At 64.5% G+C, this 18,777-nt stretch carries 16 protein-coding genes; 8 read left to right on the top strand and 8 right to left on the bottom strand.

Translation table 11 applies throughout. From position 1 onward, the window contains the following. Together ACCC94_RS17860 and gpmI are read right to left on the bottom strand one after the other, a co-directional pair. The coding region (locus ACCC94_RS17860) for a murein hydrolase activator EnvC family protein (protein ID WP_413350827.1) at positions 1–953 on the bottom strand (953 nt) is incomplete at its 3' end. A gap of 138 nt (positions 954–1,091) precedes the next feature. Continuing rightward, positions 1,092–2,627: a 2,3-bisphosphoglycerate-independent phosphoglycerate mutase gene (gene gpmI / locus ACCC94_RS17855; RefSeq protein ID WP_413350826.1), complete on the bottom strand. Its 1,536-nt coding sequence runs from the start codon at positions 2,625–2,627 to the stop codon at positions 1,092–1,094. A 145-nt stretch (positions 2,628–2,772) separates the two neighbouring features. Between gpmI and ACCC94_RS17850 the strand changes: the two genes are divergently transcribed. Genes ACCC94_RS17850 through secB form a run of 3 tightly spaced genes read left to right on the top strand, consistent with a single transcriptional unit; the run spans position 2,773 to position 3,971 of the window. Then, positions 2,773–3,195 carry a rhodanese-like domain-containing protein gene (locus ACCC94_RS17850; protein ID WP_017517169.1) on the top strand — a complete coding sequence of 141 codons (423 nt, stop codon included), beginning with the start codon at positions 2,773–2,775 and terminating at the stop codon, positions 3,193–3,195. Between the two features lies 1 nt (position 3,196). Beyond that, positions 3,197–3,451 carry a glutaredoxin 3 gene (gene grxC, locus ACCC94_RS17845; protein ID WP_413350825.1) on the top strand — a complete coding sequence of 85 codons (255 nt, stop codon included), beginning with the start codon at positions 3,197–3,199 and terminating at the stop codon, positions 3,449–3,451. A 37-nt stretch (positions 3,452–3,488) separates the two neighbouring features. Continuing rightward, positions 3,489–3,971 (top strand): protein-export chaperone SecB, encoded by a 483-nt coding sequence (gene secB, locus ACCC94_RS17840; RefSeq protein ID WP_024762250.1) that lies wholly within the window; start codon positions 3,489–3,491, stop codon positions 3,969–3,971. 859 nt (positions 3,972–4,830) lie between these two features. Here secB and ACCC94_RS17835 read toward each other — a convergent pair. Next, entirely contained in the window at positions 4,831–5,229 is a 399-nt protein-coding gene (locus ACCC94_RS17835) for a hypothetical protein (protein WP_413350824.1), read from the bottom strand. Positions 5,230–5,281: 52 nt separating this feature from the next. On the opposite strand from ACCC94_RS17835, the gene trmL reads away from it, so the two are divergent. Then, entirely contained in the window at positions 5,282–5,743 is a 462-nt protein-coding gene (trmL, locus tag ACCC94_RS17830) for a tRNA (uridine(34)/cytosine(34)/5-carboxymethylaminomethyluridine(34)-2'-O)-methyltransferase TrmL (protein ID WP_413350823.1), read from the top strand. 501 nt (positions 5,744–6,244) lie between these two features. Here the strand turns inward: trmL and ntrC are convergent. The 4 genes from ntrC to ACCC94_RS17810 form a co-directional block, all read right to left on the bottom strand. Then, the gene (gene ntrC, locus ACCC94_RS17825; protein WP_413350822.1) at positions 6,245–7,675 is read right to left on the bottom strand and encodes a two-component system response regulator NtrC; all 1,431 of its coding nucleotides are present in this window, start codon (positions 7,673–7,675) and stop codon (positions 6,245–6,247) included. Between the two features lie 2 nt (positions 7,676–7,677). Beyond that, on the bottom strand, positions 7,678–8,754 hold the full coding sequence (gene glnL / locus ACCC94_RS17820) for a nitrogen regulation protein NR(II) (RefSeq protein ID WP_413350821.1): 1,077 nt from the start codon (positions 8,752–8,754) through the stop codon (positions 7,678–7,680). A gap of 206 nt (positions 8,755–8,960) precedes the next feature. Beyond that, entirely contained in the window at positions 8,961–9,551 is a 591-nt protein-coding gene (locus tag ACCC94_RS17815) for a DUF4124 domain-containing protein (protein ID WP_413350820.1), read from the bottom strand. A gap of 2 nt (positions 9,552–9,553) precedes the next feature. Beyond that, positions 9,554–10,102 carry a DUF4124 domain-containing protein gene (locus ACCC94_RS17810; protein ID WP_413350818.1) on the bottom strand — a complete coding sequence of 183 codons (549 nt, stop codon included), beginning with the start codon at positions 10,100–10,102 and terminating at the stop codon, positions 9,554–9,556. Positions 10,103–10,296: 194 nt separating this feature from the next. On the opposite strand from ACCC94_RS17810, the gene ACCC94_RS17805 reads away from it, so the two are divergent. Then, positions 10,297–12,504, top strand: a complete 2,208-nt coding sequence (locus ACCC94_RS17805) for a mechanosensitive ion channel family protein (protein WP_413350817.1) — start codon at positions 10,297–10,299, stop codon at positions 12,502–12,504. A 183-nt stretch (positions 12,505–12,687) separates the two neighbouring features. Here ACCC94_RS17805 and glnA read toward each other — a convergent pair whose 3' ends face one another. Further along, a complete protein-coding gene (gene glnA, locus ACCC94_RS17800) occupies positions 12,688–14,097 on the bottom strand; it encodes a glutamate--ammonia ligase (protein WP_017517179.1) in 1,410 nt (469 codons plus the stop codon). A 332-nt stretch (positions 14,098–14,429) separates the two neighbouring features. Here glnA and thiI point away from each other — a divergent pair, with 332 nt between their 5' ends. The 3 genes from thiI to ACCC94_RS17785 all read left to right on the top strand — a co-directional run. Then, a complete protein-coding gene (gene thiI, locus ACCC94_RS17795) occupies positions 14,430–15,884 on the top strand; it encodes a tRNA uracil 4-sulfurtransferase ThiI (RefSeq protein WP_413350816.1) in 1,455 nt (484 codons plus the stop codon). 170 nt (positions 15,885–16,054) lie between these two features. Beyond that, positions 16,055–17,875, top strand: coding sequence for a translational GTPase TypA (gene typA / locus ACCC94_RS17790; RefSeq protein ID WP_138523659.1), 1,821 nt, complete (start codon positions 16,055–16,057; stop codon positions 17,873–17,875). A gap of 371 nt (positions 17,876–18,246) precedes the next feature. Beyond that, the coding region (locus tag ACCC94_RS17785; protein WP_413350815.1) for a glycine zipper family protein at positions 18,247–18,777 on the top strand (531 nt) is incomplete at its 3' end.

The following is an 18,777-nucleotide window of genomic DNA, read 5'->3' as shown; positions in this document are numbered from 1 at the left end:
CTGCCGTAACGCGCCAGCACGCGGCCATCCACCGGCCAGGGCAGCTTGCCCTTGGTGGCCGCGAAGGCGCCGCCGAAGCCTGCGCCGCTGGAAACCAGCGGGCCGCTGTAGTCCGGGCGCCTGGACGGCGTTTCGGGCTTCTCGCCGCGCGCGGCCAGCTCCTGCTCGCGCTTGACCCGCTCGCGCTCGGCGGCCAGGGCGCGCTGGCGCGCTTCCTCGGCTTCGCGGGCCTGGCGAGCGAGGGTTTCCTCGATGGTCTTGAGGACCTTGTTCAGGTCCTCCTGGCTCTGCTCGCGATCCTTGAGCTTGCTGCTGCTGTCCTTCAGGTCGCTGTTGAGCTTGGCCAGGGTCTCCTGGCGCGCCTTGCGGGCGTCGGCCAGTTCCTGGCGGCGGGCTTCCAGGGCGGTCTGCTGGGCGACCTGCTCGTCCTTCTGCGAGGTGATTTCCTGCTCGACGTTGGTCAGCTGGCGCAGGGTCTCATTGAAGGCCGAGAGCTGCTCCAGGCGCGCCTTGTTGATGTAGTCGTAGTAGGTGAGGGTGCGGCTGAACTTCTCGGGGTGTTCCTGGTTCAGCAGCAGCTTGAGGTATTCCTGGCGGCCGCTCTGGTAGGCGGCGCGCGCCTGGATGGCGATCAGGCGCTGCTGCTCAAGGCGTGCGCCCTGGAGTTTTTTTTTCTCCGAATCGAGGCGCTGCAGCTCTTCCTCGTTCTTCTTCATCTCGTCCTGGATCTGCCTGATCTGCTTTTCCAGGTCGCCCATCTGGGTTTCGGTGGACTTGAGCTGCTTCTGCACCCCGGACTTCTCGTCCTGGATGTTCTTCAGGTTCTTCTTCAGCTCATTGATGTCTTTCTGCGTCTGCTCCAGCTGACGTTGGGCGTCGGCGCGTTCGTCGGCAATGACCGCGAGCGGGCTCAGGAGGCAGATCAGCAGCAGCGGGAGGAGGGCGCGAGGCATTGGGTGGCGGGCACCTGGATTCTGGACCGGGCTAGTATGCCCGTGGCGGGCGCTAAAAAAAACGCCCCAGACCGCATGGCATGGGGCGTTTGCTCTGACCGGCGGGAGATGGTTCACGTTCCCCCGCCATCAATAGCCTTAAAGCAGGGTAATGATCGATTTGCCGGTCATCTCTTTGGGCTGCTCCAGACCCATCAGTTTCAGCAGGGTCGGGGCCACGTCGGCGAGCACGCCGCCCTCGTGGATGCTGACCTTGCGCTTGCCGACGTAGACGAACGGTACCGGCTCGCAGGTGTGCGCGGTGTGCGCCTGGCCGGTCATGGCGTCTTCCATCTGCTCGACGTTGCCGTGGTCCGCAGTGATCAGCGCTTCGCCGCCGACCTTGTCCAGCGCCTCGACGATCCGACCGACGCAGGTATCCAGGCACTCGACGGCCTTCACCGCCGCTTCGAACACGCCGGTGTGGCCGACCATGTCGCCGTTGGCGTAGTTGACGATGATCACGTCGAAACGCTGGTGCTCGATGGCGTCGACAATCTTGTCGGTGACTTCCGGCGCGCTCATTTCCGGCTGCAGGTCATAGGTGGCGACCTTGGGCGAGGGGATGAGGATGCGTTCTTCGCCTTCGAACGGCTCTTCGCGGCCGCCGGAGAAGAAGAAAGTCACGTGGGCGTACTTCTCGGTCTCGGCGATGCGCAGCTGGGTCTTGCCGTTCTTGGCCAGGTACTCGCCCAGGACGTTGTCCAGGGACTCGGGCTTGAACGCGCTGGGCGCCGGAATGCTCGCCGCGTACTGGGTCAGCATCACGTACTCGGCCAGGTGCAGCTCGCGCTGGCGCGGGAATTCCTTGAAGCCCGGCTCGACGAAGGCGCGCGACAGCTCGCGGGCGCGGTCGGCGCGGAAGTTCATGAAGACCACGGCGTCGCCGTCTTCCACGCGCACTGGTTCGCCAATGCGGGTGGCCTTGACGAATTCGTCGCTCTCGCCGCGCTCGTAGGCGGCGTTCAGCGCGCCCACGGCGGTATCGGCGGTGAATTCGGCGGTGCCGTCGGTGATCAGGTTGTAGGCGGCTTCGACGCGGTCCCAGCGGTTGTCGCGGTCCATGGCGAAGTAGCGGCCGATGATGCTGGCGGTGCGACCCTTGCCGATGCGGGCGAAGGCGTCGTCGAGCAGCTTCAGCGACGGCTCGGCGCTCCTTGGCGGGGTGTCGCGGCCGTCGAGGAAGGCGTGCAGGTAGATTTTCTGCGCGCCACGCTGGGCGGCCAGTTCGGCCATGGCGATCAGGTGGTCCTGGTGGCTGTGCACGCCGCCATCGGAAAGCAGGCCGAGGATGTGCACGGCCTTGCCGGCGCCCACAGCCTTGTCCACCGCGCCGCTCAGCACGGGGTTCTGGAAGAACTCGCCGTCGCGGATGGCCTTGGTGACGCGGGTGAAGTCCTGGTAGACGACGCGGCCGGCGCCCAGGTTCATGTGGCCCACCTCGGAATTGCCCATCTGGCCGTCGGGCAGGCCGACGTCCATGCCCGAGCCGGAGATCAGGCCGTGCGGCTGGCTGGCCAGCAGGCGGTCCCAATTGGGCTTCTTCGCGGCGTAGATGGCATTGAATTCAGGGCTATCGCTATGGCCGAAGCCGTCCAGAATGATCAGGACCAGCGGTTTGCGCGTTGCAGTCATAGGTACGGCTCTTTCCGAGAATAGGGGTCAGAAAAGGACCGACATTTTACCGATTGGTGCCGACAGACGCCATGAGCGGCAGGGTTCAGCCGTCAGATACGCGCGTGTATACTGGCCGGCATTTTTACGTCTGGATGTCCTGCGCATGTCTTCGTTTCTTCCTCGTCTGATCGAATTCGCCACCCACCACTACCTGCTGGTCGGTGCCCTGGTCATCCTGCTGGTGCTGCTGGCCCTGCACGAAATGCGCAAGGGCGGCCGCGCGCTGTCCACCCGCGAGCTGACCGCGATGGTCAACGCCGAGCAGGCCGTGGTGCTGGATATCCGCCCGGCCAAGGAGTTCTCCACCGGCCATATCGTCGGTGCGCTGAACATCCCGGCGGACAAACTGAACGCGCGTCTTTCCGAGCTGGACAAACACAAGGCCAAGACCATCATCGTGGTCGACGGCATGGGCCAGCATTCGGGAACCTGGTGCAGTGTGCTGCAGAAAGCCGGTTTCACCGCCGCCAAACTCTCCGGCGGCATCGGCAGCTGGCGTGGTGACAACCTGCCTCTGGTGAAGTGAGATGTCGTCGATCTTGATCTATACCAGCGCGTGGTGCCCTTATTGCATCCGCGCCAAGGCCCTGCTGGACAAGAAGGGTGTCGCCTACGAGGAAATCTCCGTGGACGGCAAGCCCGGCGTGCGCGCCGAAATGGCCAGCAAGGCGGGCCGCACCTCGGTCCCGCAGATCTGGATCGACTCCGTCCACGTCGGTGGCTGCGACGATCTTTACGCGCTGGAACGCGCGGGCAAGCTGGATACGCTGCTCTCGGCGTGATCCCTCATTCTGAAACGATGCACAAGAAGGTCCCGAAATGACTGAACAAGCCAGCAACGGCGCAGCCGAACAAGACAACAATCCGCAGTTCTCGCTGCAGCGCATCTACGTGCGCGACCTCTCCTTCGAGGCGCCCAAGGCTCCGGAAATCTTCCGCCAGGAGTGGCAGCCGGCCATTTCGATGGACCTCAACACGCGTCAGAAGCAGCTCGACGGCGACTTCTACGAAGTGGTGCTGACCGTTTCGGTGACCGTGAAGAACAACGAAGAAACCGCTTTCATCGTTGAAGTGCAGCAGGCCGGCATCTTCCTGATCAAGGGCCTGGACGCGTCCAGCATGAGCCACACCCTGGGGGCCTTCTGCCCGAACATCCTCTTCCCGTACGCCCGCGAAACCCTGGACAGCCTGGTTGTCCGCGGTTCCTTCCCGGCGCTGATGCTGTCCCCGGTGAACTTCGATGCGCTGTACGCGCAGGAAATCGCCCGCATGCAGGCTTCCGGCGAGATCCCGGCCCAGTAATCACTGGGGCCGAACGAAAAAGGCGCCTTCGGGCGCCTTTTTCTTTGTCCGCGATTTGAATTTGATCGAATTTTGACCACTTCCGTGTGCGACTAGCGGCTCAAGGCTTCGGCGCGCTTATCCACAGGCTGTTCCGTCATTTGCTCAGGGTTGCTGTGGGTAATGCACAAGTAGGAACGAGCTTGCTCGCGAACCGCTTTCCGGGATGACTTCGTGCCAAGGCTATTCGCGAGCAAGCTCGCTCCTACAAGTACAGCTCGGCGCGGCATCGGCGGATAACGCTGGCGCGGTATGCGCCCTGCTGTCTGCGGACCTGCCGCGGACGGAGTCGGCTCCTGCGTGGCGTTCAAGTTTGGTGCATGCGCACTAGCAGGGCGCAGCAGCGGACGCTGCGGACTATGCCCGGATACCCCGGTTCAGACGCTGGCGCGGCGTGTTTCGGCAACTTGCGAATATTTCCGCGGGCCTTTGATTTCGGGGCTTCCAGCCAATCGGAGGGCGACTTCGACGCGGGGCACGATGCCCTTCGAACAATCTTGGCACGCCCTCTGCAATACCCCTGATAACAGCGATTTCAGGGGCCTCGGTACAGGCAGGCTGGGGAACCCCTCTTTTACATCTTGCGAGCGCGTCGCCCAAAGCGGTGGCCGTCGCAGCCGGTTCGGGGGTCCAGGTACAGGCAGGCCGGGAAAGCCCCCTTTTTATGCCCGCAGGCGTGCTACGGCGCGCCGCGCACCCGTTAGGGGTCCTGGTACAGGCAGGCCGGGTAAACCCCTCTTTTATACCCGCGAATCTCCCTTCTGCAGGATTCGCTCCCGCTTCGGGGCCCCGGACCAGGCAGGCCGGGAAAACCCCGCTTTTATTCGGGCCGCGCGCTGATGCTCAGCCGCCACCGGCCCCCGACCTCGGCGCTGTCCCAGGCGCCCTGCAGGCGCCGGGTCGACAGCAACGTCAGCAGAACTCCCTTCCCTTGCGGCTCCAGCTTCCAGCGCACCGGCGCGTCGCCGATTCGCAGCTGACCTTGCCGCGCCTCGCCGCTGGCCTCGATCTGCAGCGCCAGGGCGCCGTCCAGATGGCCGGCGCGTACGGCAGGCTGTGCGTCCAGGGTGAGCACCAATCCGTCGGCAGAAGGCTCTACGTCAAGTATCTGCGGCGGCCCTTCATGTGGCGGGTTGACCAGCCGGCCGAGCATCAGCCCCAGTAACAGACCCAGCACGGCCAAGGACACCAGCACCTTCAGCCAGGGTCTGGGCCGCATTTGCTCCTTCGCGGAGGTAGAATGCCCGCCGTTCTCAGGCTCGGAGCGCTGCATGTTCCACGTAATCCTTTTTCAACCGGAAATCCCCCCCAACACCGGCAACATTATCAGGCTGTGCGCCAACGCGGGTTGCAGCCTGCACCTGATCGAGCCGCTGGGCTTCGAACTGGACGACAAGCGCCTGCGCCGTGCCGGGCTGGATTACCACGAATACGCCAGCGTGAAGCGCTATGCGAGCCTGGAGGAGTGCCTGGAGCAGCTCGGCCAGCCGCGCCTGTTCGCCTTCACTACCAAGGGTTCGCAGCCGTTCCACGAAGTGGCTTATGAGCGCGGCGACGCCTTCCTGTTCGGCCCGGAAAGCCGCGGCCTGCCAGAAGAGGTGCGCGACGCACTGCCGCCGGAGCAGCGCGTACGGCTGCCGATGCGTCCGGGTTGCCGCAGCCTGAACCTGTCCAACACCGTAGCCGTGACTGTCTACGAAGCCTGGCGGCAGCACGGCTTCGCGATGGATTGAGCGTTTTCTGATCGATCCGCGCAAACCCGCGGCGGGCGGGAAGCGCAGCGGCTTGCCCCAAGCTTATCCACAGGCAGGCACACAGTGGATGTGGGCAAGCTGGAATTTCCTGCACAGAAACCCCGCAAACCCGCAGACCGCGCGCGTCCTGGGCTGTAGCACGTTCCTTCCCCACGCCGTGCACAGGGTTATCCACAGATTCTGGGGGCGGTTGTTGCGGGCTTGTGACGGCGGCCGTAGGTGGCTGCCCGTAGGAGCGGACCTTGTCTGCGAAATCCTCCCCGCAGGCAGCAGGTAGACCTGTAGGAGCGAGCTTGCTCGCGAACGTGCTGTCCGGCAGCGCCAGTGTTGGGCGGTTCGCGAGCAAGCTCGCTCCTACAAGGGCGTTGCGGACCGGGGTGGTCGGTTACGTAGGGCGGATAACGCCTCAGGCGTTAACCGCCATGGTGGCAGCCCGGGATAAAAAAGGGGCCTTGCGGCCCCTTTCTTCAACGCAGGACCTCAGTCCTCGCCATCCTCGTCCGGGCCGTCGATCTTCATGCCCAGCTCCTTGATCTTGCGGGTCAGGGTATTGCGGCCCCAACCCAGCAGCACGGCGGCATCGCGGCGGCGGCCGGCGGTATGCTTGAGGGCGGTCTCGATCATGATCCGCTCGAAGGCCGGCACGGCGGTGTCGAGCAGGCTGGACTGGCCGCGCGCCAGCGCCTGGTCGGCCCAGTGGCGCAGGGCCTGTTCCCAGTTGGCAGCCGGCAAGCTGTCCTGCGGCTGGGTCATCAGCTCCGGCGGCAGGTCGTCAATGTGCACCTCGCGGCCGGAGGCCATGACGGTGATCCAGCGGCAGGTGTTCTCCAGCTGGCGCACGTTGCCCGGCCAGCCGAGGTTCTTCAGGTACTCCTCGGTCTCCGGCTTGAGCAGCTTGGGCTCCACCGCCAGCTCCTGCGCTGCGCGGGAGAGGAAATGCCGGGCCAGTGCCGGGATGTCCTCGCGGCGGTCGGCCAGACGCGGGATGTGCACGCGGATGACGTTCAGGCGGTGGAACAGGTCCTCGCGGAACTTGCCTTCGCGCACCAGGTTTTCCAGGTTCTGGTGGGTCGCAGCGATGATCCGCACGTCCACCTTCACCGGCGTATGGCCGCCCACGCGGTAGAACTCGCCGTCGGCCAGTACGCGCAGCAGGCGGGTCTGGGTGTCGGCCGGCATGTCGCCGATCTCGTCGAGGAACAGCGAGCCGCCGTCGGCCTGCTCGAAGCGGCCGCGGCGCTGGTTGGCCGCGCCAGTGAAGGCGCCTTTCTCGTGGCCGAACAGCTCGGACTCCATCAGGTCCTTGGGAATCGCCGCCATGTTCAGCGCGATGAACGGCGAGGCCGCGCGCGGGCTGTGGCGGTGCAGGGCGTGGGCGACCAATTCCTTGCCGGTACCCGACTCGCCGTTGATCAGCACCGTGATGTTGGAGTGCGAAAGGCGGCCGATGGCGCGGAACACCTCCTGCATCGCCGGCGCTTCGCCAATGATCTCCGGGGTGCGCGTCTGGTTGGCCGGCGCTTCCAGGCCCTGTTGCTCCTGGGCGTGCTGGTTGGCGCGCTTGACCAGGGAGACGGCCTCGTCGACGTCGAAGGGCTTGGGCAGGTATTCGAAGGCGCCGCCCTGGTAGGAAGCCACGGCGCTGTCCAGGTCCGAGTGGGCGGTCATGATGATCACCGGCAGGCGCGGGTGCACTTCGCGGATCTGCGCCAGCAGGTCCAGGCCGCTGGCACCCGGCATGCGGATGTCGGAGATGATCACGTCCGGTTGCTGCCGGCCCAGGCGGCTCATGACGCTGTCGGCGCTGTCGAAGCTGACGGTGGTCATGCCTTCCTGCTGCAGGGCTTTTTCCAGTACCCAGCGGATGGAGCGGTCGTCGTCGACGATCCAGACGGTCTCTGATCGGCTCATGGTCAATGGACTCCTTGTTCCAGGGGCAGGAACAGACTGAATACGGTGTGGCCCGGATGGCTGTCGCATTCGATCAAGCCCTGGTGCTGGCTGATGATGTTCTGGGTAATGGCGAGGCCCAGGCCGGTGCCGTCGGCGCGGCCGCTGACCATGGGATAGAAGATGGTGTCCTGCAGTTCAGCCGGGATGCCGGGGCCGTTGTCGATGATCTCCACCTTGCACACCAGGCGATGGCGCGTGTGGCCGATGGTGAACTGGCGCAGGGTGCGGGTGCGCAGGGTGATGCGGCCCAGCTTGAGTTCGTTCTGCGCGGCGATCGCCTGCATGGCGTTGCGCACGATGTTGAGCACCGCCTGGATCATCTGCTCGCGGTCGATCAGCAGGTCGGGGATGCTCGGGTCGTAGTCGCGCACCAGCGGGATGCTGCCCTGGGTTTCGGCTTCGACCAGGCTGCAGACGCGCTCCAGCACCTCGTGGACGTTGGTCACCGAGAGCTGCGGCAGCTTGTTGGAGCCGAGCATGCGGTCCACCAGATTCCTCAGGCGGTCGGCTTCCTCGATGATGACATTGGTGTAGTCCTTGAGCGATTCGTCCGGCAACTCGCGGGAAAGCAACTGCGCAGCGCCACGAATCCCGCCCAAAGGGTTCTTGATCTCGTGGGCCAGGCCGCGCACCAGCAGCTTGGTGGTTTCCTGCTTGGACAGCTGCGCCTCTTCCTTGGTGATCCGCAGCAGCCGGTCGCGCGGGTGCACTTCCAGGAGCAGCAGGGTATTGCGGCGGTCGAGGATCGGCGTCACCGCGTAGTCCACGGTGATGGTCTGGCCGGTCAGCGAGGTCAGGGTCGCTTCGCGCTTGGTGAAGGGGTGCGCCTCTTCCACTGCCTGGCGCAGGGACTGCAGCGCCTCGGGCGACTCGGTGAACAGCTCGCTGATGAACTGCCCGTGGCTGCGCTGGCCGCTGACCGCCAGGAGCATCTCCGCCGCCGGGTTCATGTACTCCAGGCGCAGCTCGGCATTGAGCAGGATCACCGCCGTGGTGAGGTTGTCGAGCAACAGGCGGAGCTGGGTTTCTGTAGGCATGGCGTAAGGAATGTCCCAAGACTGTGCGGGAAAATGCAAAAAGCAAACCAGGCCCTGAAAAGACGCGTATTTCGCGGCATCGCGCTGATTCGCGGTGCGCAGGCGGCCGGTCCGGTCAGCGGAAGTGACCCGAAATGGGGAGAGTATAGAAAGTGGTGCAGATGGATGCACCGATATGGTGCATTTGTGTCGGGCCGCACGCCGCCTCAGCGGTCGGCGGCGGCAAGCGGGTGGGTAGTGTCCAGTTCGGTCGCTTCGGCCACCGAAACGCGGAACATGTGGAAGGGCTGGCTGGGCGTCTGCTCGATGGTGCGGCCGAGGGTGTCGATGATTTCCACCGACAGCTGGTGCGTGCCTCGCTCGACGTTGTTCAGCGGGAATACCGGACTGCGGCCAGGGTCGCCGGCTGGCTTGCCATCCAGCAGCAGGCGATAGAGATGGCCGGGCAGCAGGGCCGGGTCGCTGGTGGCGGAGACGATCAGCGCGCCGTCGTTTGCCCGCACGGTGGCATCGGGCTCCGGCACGATGATGCGCAGCAGCTGATAGGCCGGAGGGCCGGGCGGCAGCGCGGGAGTCGCCGGGGCATAGAGCGGCGGTGGCATGCGCACGCCATTGGAGGAACCGGGCTGGGAATTGATCGGCGCCAGTTGCAGCTTCTGCGCGTTGCCGCGCGGCGGCTGGTCGGTAAAGACCCGATTACCTTCCTTGTCGATGTAGGTGTAGACCTCGGCGCTGGCCGACAGGCAGCACAGCGCCGACACCAAGGCCGCCGCCAGGAACGTCACCAGAAAACGCATCGTCAGCCGCCCGTCCTGGGTTGGACCCTGGGCCGCTGCGGGCTGTTGGTGCTGATGCGCTGCAGCGTGAAGCTCACCGGTGAGCTGGCCTGGAGCACGCGGCTGCCCTGCAGGACCTGGACGGCCAGGGTATGGTCGCCTCGGTCGATCTCCTGCAGGCCGATGCTGGTGCTGCTGGTCGGCGCGCCGTAGGGCTGGCCATCGAGCAGCAGCTGCAGTTGATGGTCGGGCGCCAGGGCCGGCTGCACCACGACGTTGACGACGAAGGTGCCGTTGTTCTGGCGCAGCGATTCGTCGTCGGGCAGGTTGCTCAGCGCGAGAATCTGGTAGGCGCCGCTGGCCTGGTTCGCGGTACCGCTGGTGGCGGGCGCAGCCACAGGCGCCTGCGGGCCGACGGTGTTGGTTGGCGGCAGCTCCACCGGCTTGGCGTCGACGTTGGTTGGCGGCTGGTTGGTGAACACCGTCTTGCCGTTGGCGTCGGTGTACTTGTAGATCTGCGCGCTGGCTGGCAATGCGGCGGCGAGCAGCAGGGCGGTGAGGATCAGGCGCATGAAGAGTCTCCGGATGGTCTTGCCAAGCCTTGCACTGCCGACGGCAGCTGGCAAGTTGCCTATTGTCTTTCAGCAGGACGCCACGCGTTGTGCGCTGCTGCTCGTCGACGGACCTTTCCCGGGCGAGGCGGGTCCGAGCGTGGCGCCGGCGTCTGTATGATGCGCCCGAGCTTCGTTTTCCTTCCTGGTGGGGTATGCCTGTGAGTCCGATTCGTGACCTGTTTCGTCAGTGGCTGCTGCTGTGCTGCCTGGGCCTCGGCTTGTCCGTCGCCGGGCCCGCGCTGGCGGCGCTTCCCGGGCCGCTGGCCGGGGTGACGGGCGGTGGCGAGACGAAGGTCAGCGACGCGCAGCTGGAGCAGTCGCTGGACCAGGTGATCAAGACCCTGGAGAGTGATCAGCAGCGCGCCGACCTGCTGAAGAAGCTCAAGCAGTTGCGCGATGCGACGAAGAAAAGCTCGGACGACCAGGGCGGCGTGCTCGGCCTGATCGGTGACACCCTGGGCAGCCTGGAGCGTCAGTTCGAGGGCGCCAACAGCCCGCTGGTGCGCTGGTCCGAACTGTTCCAGGGCGCCGGCTTCGAACTGGACGCGCGCACGCCGTCGCTGGCTGAATGGCCGGGAATGATCCTCGATTTCGCCCTGGTCATCCTCATCTGGGCCTGCGTCGCCCTTGGCCTGCGCTGGATCGCCGGGCGCATGCGCAAGCGCTTCGGCCTGGAAGACGAACTGCCGCAACACCCCAAGACCCGCGATTTGCTGCTGTTCGCCCTGCGCAAGCTCGGCCCCTGGCTGGTGGCGTTCCTGATCACCGTTTACCTGTCCGTGGTGCTGCCCAGCTCGCTCGGCAAGCTGGTGGCGATGGTGATCGCCTATACGCTGGTGTGCGGCACGCTGTTCTCCGCGCTGTGCGTGATATCCCTGTCGCTGCTCAGCGGCCCGCACCGCATGCGCGCGCTGGATATCCTGCGCCGCCGCGCGTTCCGCCCGCTCTGGCTGATCGGCAGCCTTGCCGCGCTGGGCGAAGTGATGCACGACCCGCGCGTCATCGAGAGCCTGGGAATGAACATCTCGCTGTTCGTAGGCTCCGTGGCGAACATCTGCGCGGCGCTGCTCACCGCGCTGTTCGTCCTGCAGTTCCGCCGGCCCATCGCCCACCTGATCCGCAACCAGCCGCTGGAGCGGCGCCTCAAGCGCCGCGGCCTGAGCGACCTGGTGGAGCTGATCGGCTCGATCTGGTTCCTGCCGGTGCTGGTGCTGGTCGGCATCTCGCTGTTCGCCACCATAGTCACCGCCGGCGACAGCAGCTACGCCCTGCGCCGCGCCCTGGTCTGCGCCGCCGTGGCGGTGGTGGCGATGACCGTCAACGGGCTGATCCGCCGTGCCCATCAGCGCTCGGCCCGGCGCGGGGCGCGCCGCCATGCGCCGTACATCGAGCAGTTGCAGAGCTTCGGCTACACACTGCTGCACATCGCCAGCCTGCTGATCTTCCTGGAGATCGGCCTGCGCGTCTGGGGCATGTCGCTGGTTCGCTTCGCCGAGGGCGACGGCTCGCAGATCAGCCTCAAGCTGTTCAGCTTCGGCACCACCCTGCTGGTCGCCTGGCTGGTCTGGATCCTCACCGACACCGCGGTGCAGCACAGCCTCGGCCTGGGCGGCAAGAAGAGCGCCAACGCCCGCGCCCTGACCATGCTGCCGCTGATCCGCAACGTGCTGTTCGTGACCATCGCGGTGGTCGCGCTGATCGTCGCCCTGGCCAACATGGGCATGAACGTCACGCCGCTGCTTGCCGGTGCCGGCGTCATCGGCCTGGCCATCGGCTTCGGCGCGCAGTCGCTGGTGGCGGACCTGATCACCGGCCTGTTCATCATCATCGAGGACTCGCTGTCCATCGACGACTACGTCGACGTCGGCGGCCACCTCGGCACGGTGGAAGGGCTGACCATCCGCACCGTGCGCCTGCGCGACCTGGACGGTGTGGTGCACACCATTCCCTTCAGCGAGATCAAGAGCATCAAGAACTACTCGCGGCAGTTCGGCTACGCCATGTTCCGCTGGCCGGTGCCGGCGAGCATGCCGATCGACGATGCGCTGGCGCTGGTCAAGGAGGTCTCGAGCGAACTGCGTGGCGACCGCAGCATCAACCGCGCCATCTGGTCGCCGCTGGAAATCCAGGGCATCGAGAGCTTCGACGCCGGCCAGGCGATCCTGCGCTTCCGCTTCAAGACCGCGCCGATCCGCCAGTGGGAAGTGCAGCGCGCCTTCAACCTGCGCCTGCGGCAGAAGCTCGACAAGGCCGGGCTGGAGCTCTCCATGCCGCGTCTGAACGTGCAGCTCTCGCGCATGCGCAAACCGCGCCGCGAGGACGACGAGGAGCACGGCGTGCCGGCGGACGGCGGAATCTGATTCCGGGGCTGCTCTTCGTAGGAGCGAGCTTGCTCGCGAACGGCCCGCCAGCGGTGTCGCCGGGGAATCTGTTCGCGAGCAAGCTCGCTCCTACAAAAAAGCGACGGTGCGTTTTCCTGAGCGCATAAAAAAGGCCTCCCGAAGGAGGCCTTAATGCTGTCGCTATTTATAGGTATTCGTGGATCAGACGCTGTAGTACAGGTCGTATTCCAGCGGGTGCACGAAGGTGCGCACCTTGATTTCTTCTTCCGACTTCAGCTCGATGTAGGCATCGATGAACTCGTCGGTGAACACGCCGCCCTTGGTCAGGAACGCACGGCCCTTGTCGAGTTCTTCCAGCGCCTCTTTCAGGCTGCCGCAAACCTGCGGGATTTCCTTCGCCTCTTCCGGCGGCAGGTCGTACAGGTTCTTGTCGGCAGCATCGCCGGGGTGGATCTTGTTCTGGATGCCGTCCAGGCCGGCCATCAGCAGAGCGGCGAAGCACAGGTAGGGGTTGGCAGCCGGGTCCGGGAAGCGCGCTTCGATACGGCGGGCTTTCGGGCTGGAAACGTACGGGATACGGATCGAGGCGGAACGGTTGCGAGCCGAGTAGGCCAGCATGACCGGGGCTTCGAAGCCCGGAACCAGACGCTTGTAGGAGTTGGTGGCCGGGTTGGTGAAGCCGTTCAGGGCCTTGCCGTGCTTGATGATGCCGCCGATGAAGTACAGGGCGGTATCGGACAGGCCGGCATAGCCTTCGCCAGCGAAGGTGTTCTTGCCATCCTTGGAGATGGACATGTGCACGTGCATGCCCGAGCCGTTGTCGCCGTACAGCGGCTTGGGCATGAAGGTCACGGTCTTGCCGTAGGCATCGGCCACGTTGTGCACGCAGTACTTCAGGGTCTGGACTTCGTCAGCCTTGGCAACGAGGGTGTTGAACTTCACACCGATCTCGTTCTGGCCGGCGGTGGCCACTTCGTGGTGGTGAACTTCCACGACCAGGCCCATTTCTTCCAGGGCGTTGCACATGGCGGTACGGATTTCGTGGTCGTGGTCGACCGGCGGTACCGGGAAGTAGCCGCCCTTGACGCCCGGACGGTGACCCTTGTTGCCGGTCTCGATGTCAGCGTCGGTGTTCCAGGAAGCCTGCTCGGAGAAGATCTTGAACATCGAGCCGGAGATGTCGGACTTGAACTTCACTTCGTCGAAGATGAAGAACTCCGGCTCCGGGCCGACGAATACGGTGTCACCGATACCGGTGGACTTCAGGTATTCCTCGGCGCGCTTGGCGATGTTGCGCGGGTCGCGCTCGTAGCCTTGCATGGTGCTCGGCTCGATGATGTCGCAAACGATGATCAGGGTCGGCTCTTCGGTGAACGGGTCGAGCACGGCGGTGCTGTCGTCCGGGAGCAGGATCATGTCGGAGGCTTCGATGCCCTTCCAGCCTTCGATGGAGGAGCCATCGAACATCTTGCCGGCTTCGAAGAACTCGTCGTCCAGCGCGTCGCGGGCGGGCATGGTGACGTGCTGCTGCTTGCCTTTGGTATCGGTGAAGCGCAGGTCAACCCACTTCACGTCATGATCTTTGATCAGTTGTTGCGACTTGTACGACATGCTGTCCTCCAGGAGGGATTAGAGCTGGGAGCTTTTTTGTGCCCCAGTATCGGGTGATGCCGGCCGGAATACTCCGCCAGGGCAACCTGCCTCACAAGAGAGCAAGTTGCGTGCCAGTGCCCGTAAATGGGCAGAGGCCCGGAAATCACGGGCTGCGGCGAGTGCCACGAGCAAGGACGCGATAATAGTGCACCGCTTTGGTGCTCCATCGTGGTGCATGAGTCCATTTTGGTGCGCCGAAAAGAAAGTCTCCGATTTCTGCTCAAGTCTTGAGCAATTTCGGATATAATTCCGCCCCTTTTTTTCAGTCCCATGGCAATCGCCCGGTTCGCATGAAACTCATCGTCAAGGTCTTCCAGGAAATCACCATCAAGAGCCGGCCGGTGCGCAAGCGCTTCATCCGCCAGCTGGCGAAGAACATTCGCACGGTGCTCCGCGACCTCGACCCCGAGCTGCTGGTCGAAGGCGAGTGGGACAACCTCGAGGTCGAGACCAAGGTCACCGACCCCAAGGCCCTGCGCGAGATGATCGAGCGCCTGACCTGCACGCCGGGCATCGGCCACTTCCTGGAAGTGCACGAATACCCGCTGGGTGATTTCGACGACATCCTCGAGAAGTGCAAGGCGCACTTCGGCGACAAGCTGCCGGGCAAGGTCTTCTCCATGCGCTGCAAGCGCGCCGGCAAGCACCCGTTCACCTCCATCGATGTGGAACGTTACGTCGGCGGCGGCCTGCGCCAGCACTGCGGTGCTGCGGGGGTCTCGCTGAAGAATCCGGAAGTGGAAGTGCGCGTGGAAATCCGCCATGACCGCCTCTACGTGATCCACGCCCAGCACGATGGCCTCGGCGGCTACCCGCTGGGCGCGCTGGAGCAGGTACTGGTGCTGATGTCCGGCGGCTTCGACTCCACCGTGGCGGCGTACCAGATGATGCGCCGCGGCATGATCAGCCATTTCGTGTTCTTCAACCTCGGCGGCCGTGCCCACGAACTGGGCGTGATGGAAGTCGCGCACTACCTGTGGAAGAAGTACGGCAGCTCCCAGCGCGTGCTGTTCGTCAGCGTGCCCTTCGAAGAAGTGGTCGGCGAAATTCTCACCAAGGTCGACGACAGCTACATGGGCGTGACCTTGAAGCGCATGATGCTGCGCGCGGCGAGCCGCGTGGCCGAGCGCCTGGAGATCGATGCGCTGGTGACCGGCGAGGCGATTTCCCAGGTCTCCAGCCAGACCCTGCCGAACCTCTCGGTGATCGACCGGGTGACCGACACCCTCGTCCTGCGCCCGCTGATCGTCAGCCACAAGCAGGACATCATTGACACCGCGAACAAGATCGGCACCGCCGAGTTCGCCAAGCACATGCCGGAATACTGTGGCGTGATCTCGGTGAACCCGACCACCCAGGCCAAGCCGTACCGCGTCGACCACGAAGAAACCAAGTTCGACATGGCCGTGCTCGAGCGCGCCCTGGAGCGTTCCACCCAGATGACCGTCGACCGCGTGATCGACGAGCTGGGCAAGGACCTGGCGGTGGAGATGGTCGACGAAGTGCTGGCCGGGCAGATCGTCGTGGACATCCGTCACCCGGATGCCCAGGAAGATGAACCGCTGGCCATCGAGGGCATCGAAGTCCTGGCCATGCCGTTCTACGCGATCAACAGCAAATTCAAGGAACTGGACCCCAACCGCCAGTACCTCCTGTATTGCGACAAGGGCGTGATGAGTCGCCTGCACGCCCACCACCTGGTCAACGAAGGGCACACCAATGTGCGTGTTTACCGTCCGCAATAAAGGCGCGGACCAACGCCGCCAGCCCGGACTGTTCGGCGGCAGTATCCGCCACCGACCTCCCGACACATTCGGTGCGTAGGCTCACGCCCTGACCTTTTGCACCGCCGCGCCACGGCCCGGCCCCCGCTGCCGAAAACGGCAGCCGAAGATTCACTATCGAGACTGACACTGTGATCGAAAAACTGCGCAACATCGCCATCATCGCCCACGTCGACCATGGCAAGACCACCCTCGTAGACAAGCTCCTGCGCCTGTCCGGCACCCTCGACCGCAAAGAAGCGGAAAACGAGCGCGTGATGGACTCCAACGACCAGGAAAAAGAGCGTGGCATCACCATCCTGGCGAAGAACACCGCCCTGAAGTGGAACGACTACAGCATCAACATCGTCGACACCCCCGGCCACGCCGACTTCGGCGGCGAAGTCGAGCGCGTGATGTCGATGGTCGACTCCGTGCTGCTGGTAGTCGACGCCCAGGACGGCCCCATGCCGCAGACCCGCTTCGTGACCCAGAAGGCGTTCAAGGCCGGCCTGCGTCCGATCGTCGTGGTGAACAAGATCGACCGTCCGGGCGCGCGTCCTGACTGGGTCATCGACCAGATCTTCGACCTGTTCGACAACCTCGGCGCCACCGACGAGCAGCTGGACTTCCCGATCGTCTACGCCAGTGCCCTGAACGGCATCGCCGGCATGGACCACGAGAAGATGGACGACAACATGGACGCGCTGTTCCAGGCGATCATCGACCACGTTCCGGCGCCGAAAGTCGACGTCGACGGTCCGTTCCAGATGCAGATCTCCCAGCTGGACTACAACAGCTTCCTCGGCGTGATCGGCATCGGCCGTATCGCCCGTGGCAAGGTCAAGACCAACACCCCGGTCGTGGCCATCAGCGACGACGGCACCAAGCGCAACGGCCGCATCCTGAAGATCATGGGTCACTCGGGCCTGCAGCGCGTTGAAGTCGCTGAAGCCGAAGCCGGCGACATCGTCTGCGTCTCCGGCATGGACGAGCTGTACATCTCCGACACCCTGTGCGACCCGCAGAACGTCGAAGCGCGCCCGCCGCTGACCGTTGACCAGCCGACCGTGAGCATGACCTTCCAGGTCAACGACTCGCCGTTCGCCGGCAAGGAAGGCAAGTTCGTCACCAGCCGCAACATCAAGGACCGTCTGGACAAGGAACTGCTGCACAACGTGGCCCTGCGCGTCGAGCAAGGCGACTCCCCGGAGAAATTCAAGGTCTCCGGCCGTGGCGAACTGCACCTCTCGGTACTGATCGAAACCATGCGCCGTGAAGGCTTCGAGCTGGCCGTGGGCCGTCCGGAAGTGGTCATCATCGAGACCGCCGAAGGCGAGAAGCAGGAGCCTTACGAGAACGTCACCATCGACATCGAAGAGCAGCACCAGGGCTCGGTGATGGAGCAGATGGGCCTGCGCAAGGGCGATCTGACCAACATGATCCCCGACGGCAAGGGCCGCGTGCGCCTGGAATACACCATCCCGGCGCGCGGCCTGATCGGCTTCCGTAACAACTTCCTGACCCTGACCTCGGGCACCGGCATCCTGACCTCGACCTTCAGCCACTACGGCCCGATCAAGGCAGGCGAGGTAACCAACCGTCAGAACGGCGTACTGGTTTCCATGGCCACCGGCACCGCGCTGACCTACTCGCTGGAAACCCTGCAAAGCCGCGGCAAGCTGTTCCTCGGCCCGGGCGACGAGATCTACGAAGGCCAGCTGGCCGGCATCAACAGCCGCGACAACGACCTGGTGATCAACCCCACCAAAGGCAAGAAGCTCGACAACATGCGCGCTTCGGGCAAGGACGAAGTCATCGCCCTGGTTCCGCCGATCCGCTTCACCCTGGAGCAGGCGCTGGAATTCATCGCCGACGACGAGCTGGTGGAAGTGACTCCGAAGTCGATCCGTCTGCGCAAGAAAATGCTCAACGAAAACGACCGCAAGCGCTACGAGCGCGCCAAGGTCTGATCGACCAGCAGTGAAGAAGCCGGGCTCATGCCCGGCTTTTTTTTGCCTGCCCGGAGGTGGCCGGCTTCCTGTAGGAGCGAGCTTGCTCGCGAACGGTTTACCCGGTGGCGCCGGTACTGGGTCGGTTAGCGAGCAAGCTCGCTCCTACGAAAAGCGAACGGAGCGCCCGGCAGTATCGACGCCGGGCGGGGGCGCCGGCGGCAATATATCTAAGCGCGTCACGTGGCTGGGAGAGGGGATCGTGACGTCTGATCCTCTGAAGCTGAGAGTCAGTGGACGCAGGCCAGGGAGTCAGGCCGATATACTCAGCTCGTCGGACGGTGTCGTCCGGCTCGGGATGGATTCGCACAGAACCTCAAGGATTTGAAAGCATGCAATGGATTTTCATGCTGGTCGGCCTGGTCATCGGCGCCGCTGCGGGCGAGTCGATCACCGGGGCGGTATTGGGCGCGGTGGCTGGCCTCGCATTGGGGCAGACCTTCGCGCTGCACAGTGTGCAACGGGAGAACGCCAGCCTTCGCGCTGAGCTGAAGACCTTCGGCGAGCGCTTCGACCAGGGCACCAAGGCCCTGTATGAGCGGCTGCTGCAGGTCGAGCGCAGGGAGGCCGGGCAGACGCCTGCTCCGGCCAGCATCGAATTCGTTGCGCCGCCCATGCCGGTGGCGCCGACCGAGGCCGGGTCCGAGGTCGAAGCGTCCGCCAGCGAACCCGTGGCCACCGATCTGGACTGGAACATCGAGCTGCCCGCTGACGAGCTGGCGCCCACCTCGGCGGCTGCCGCGCGGGCGGAGCCGGCCGTCGAGTGGTCCGACCTAGTGCTCGAGCCTGTGTCTAATACACAACACCCACCCCACGAGACGAAGAGGAATGGACTAAGGGCGACGACTGGAGTGAAAAAAAAA

This window comes from Pseudomonas sp. Pseusp97 (genome assembly GCF_047304025.1).
Lineage (GTDB): Bacteria > Pseudomonadota > Gammaproteobacteria > Pseudomonadales > Pseudomonadaceae > Pseudomonas.
The sequence above is the reverse complement of the archived record's forward strand: the minus strand, read 5'-3'. Positions and strand labels throughout refer to the sequence as shown.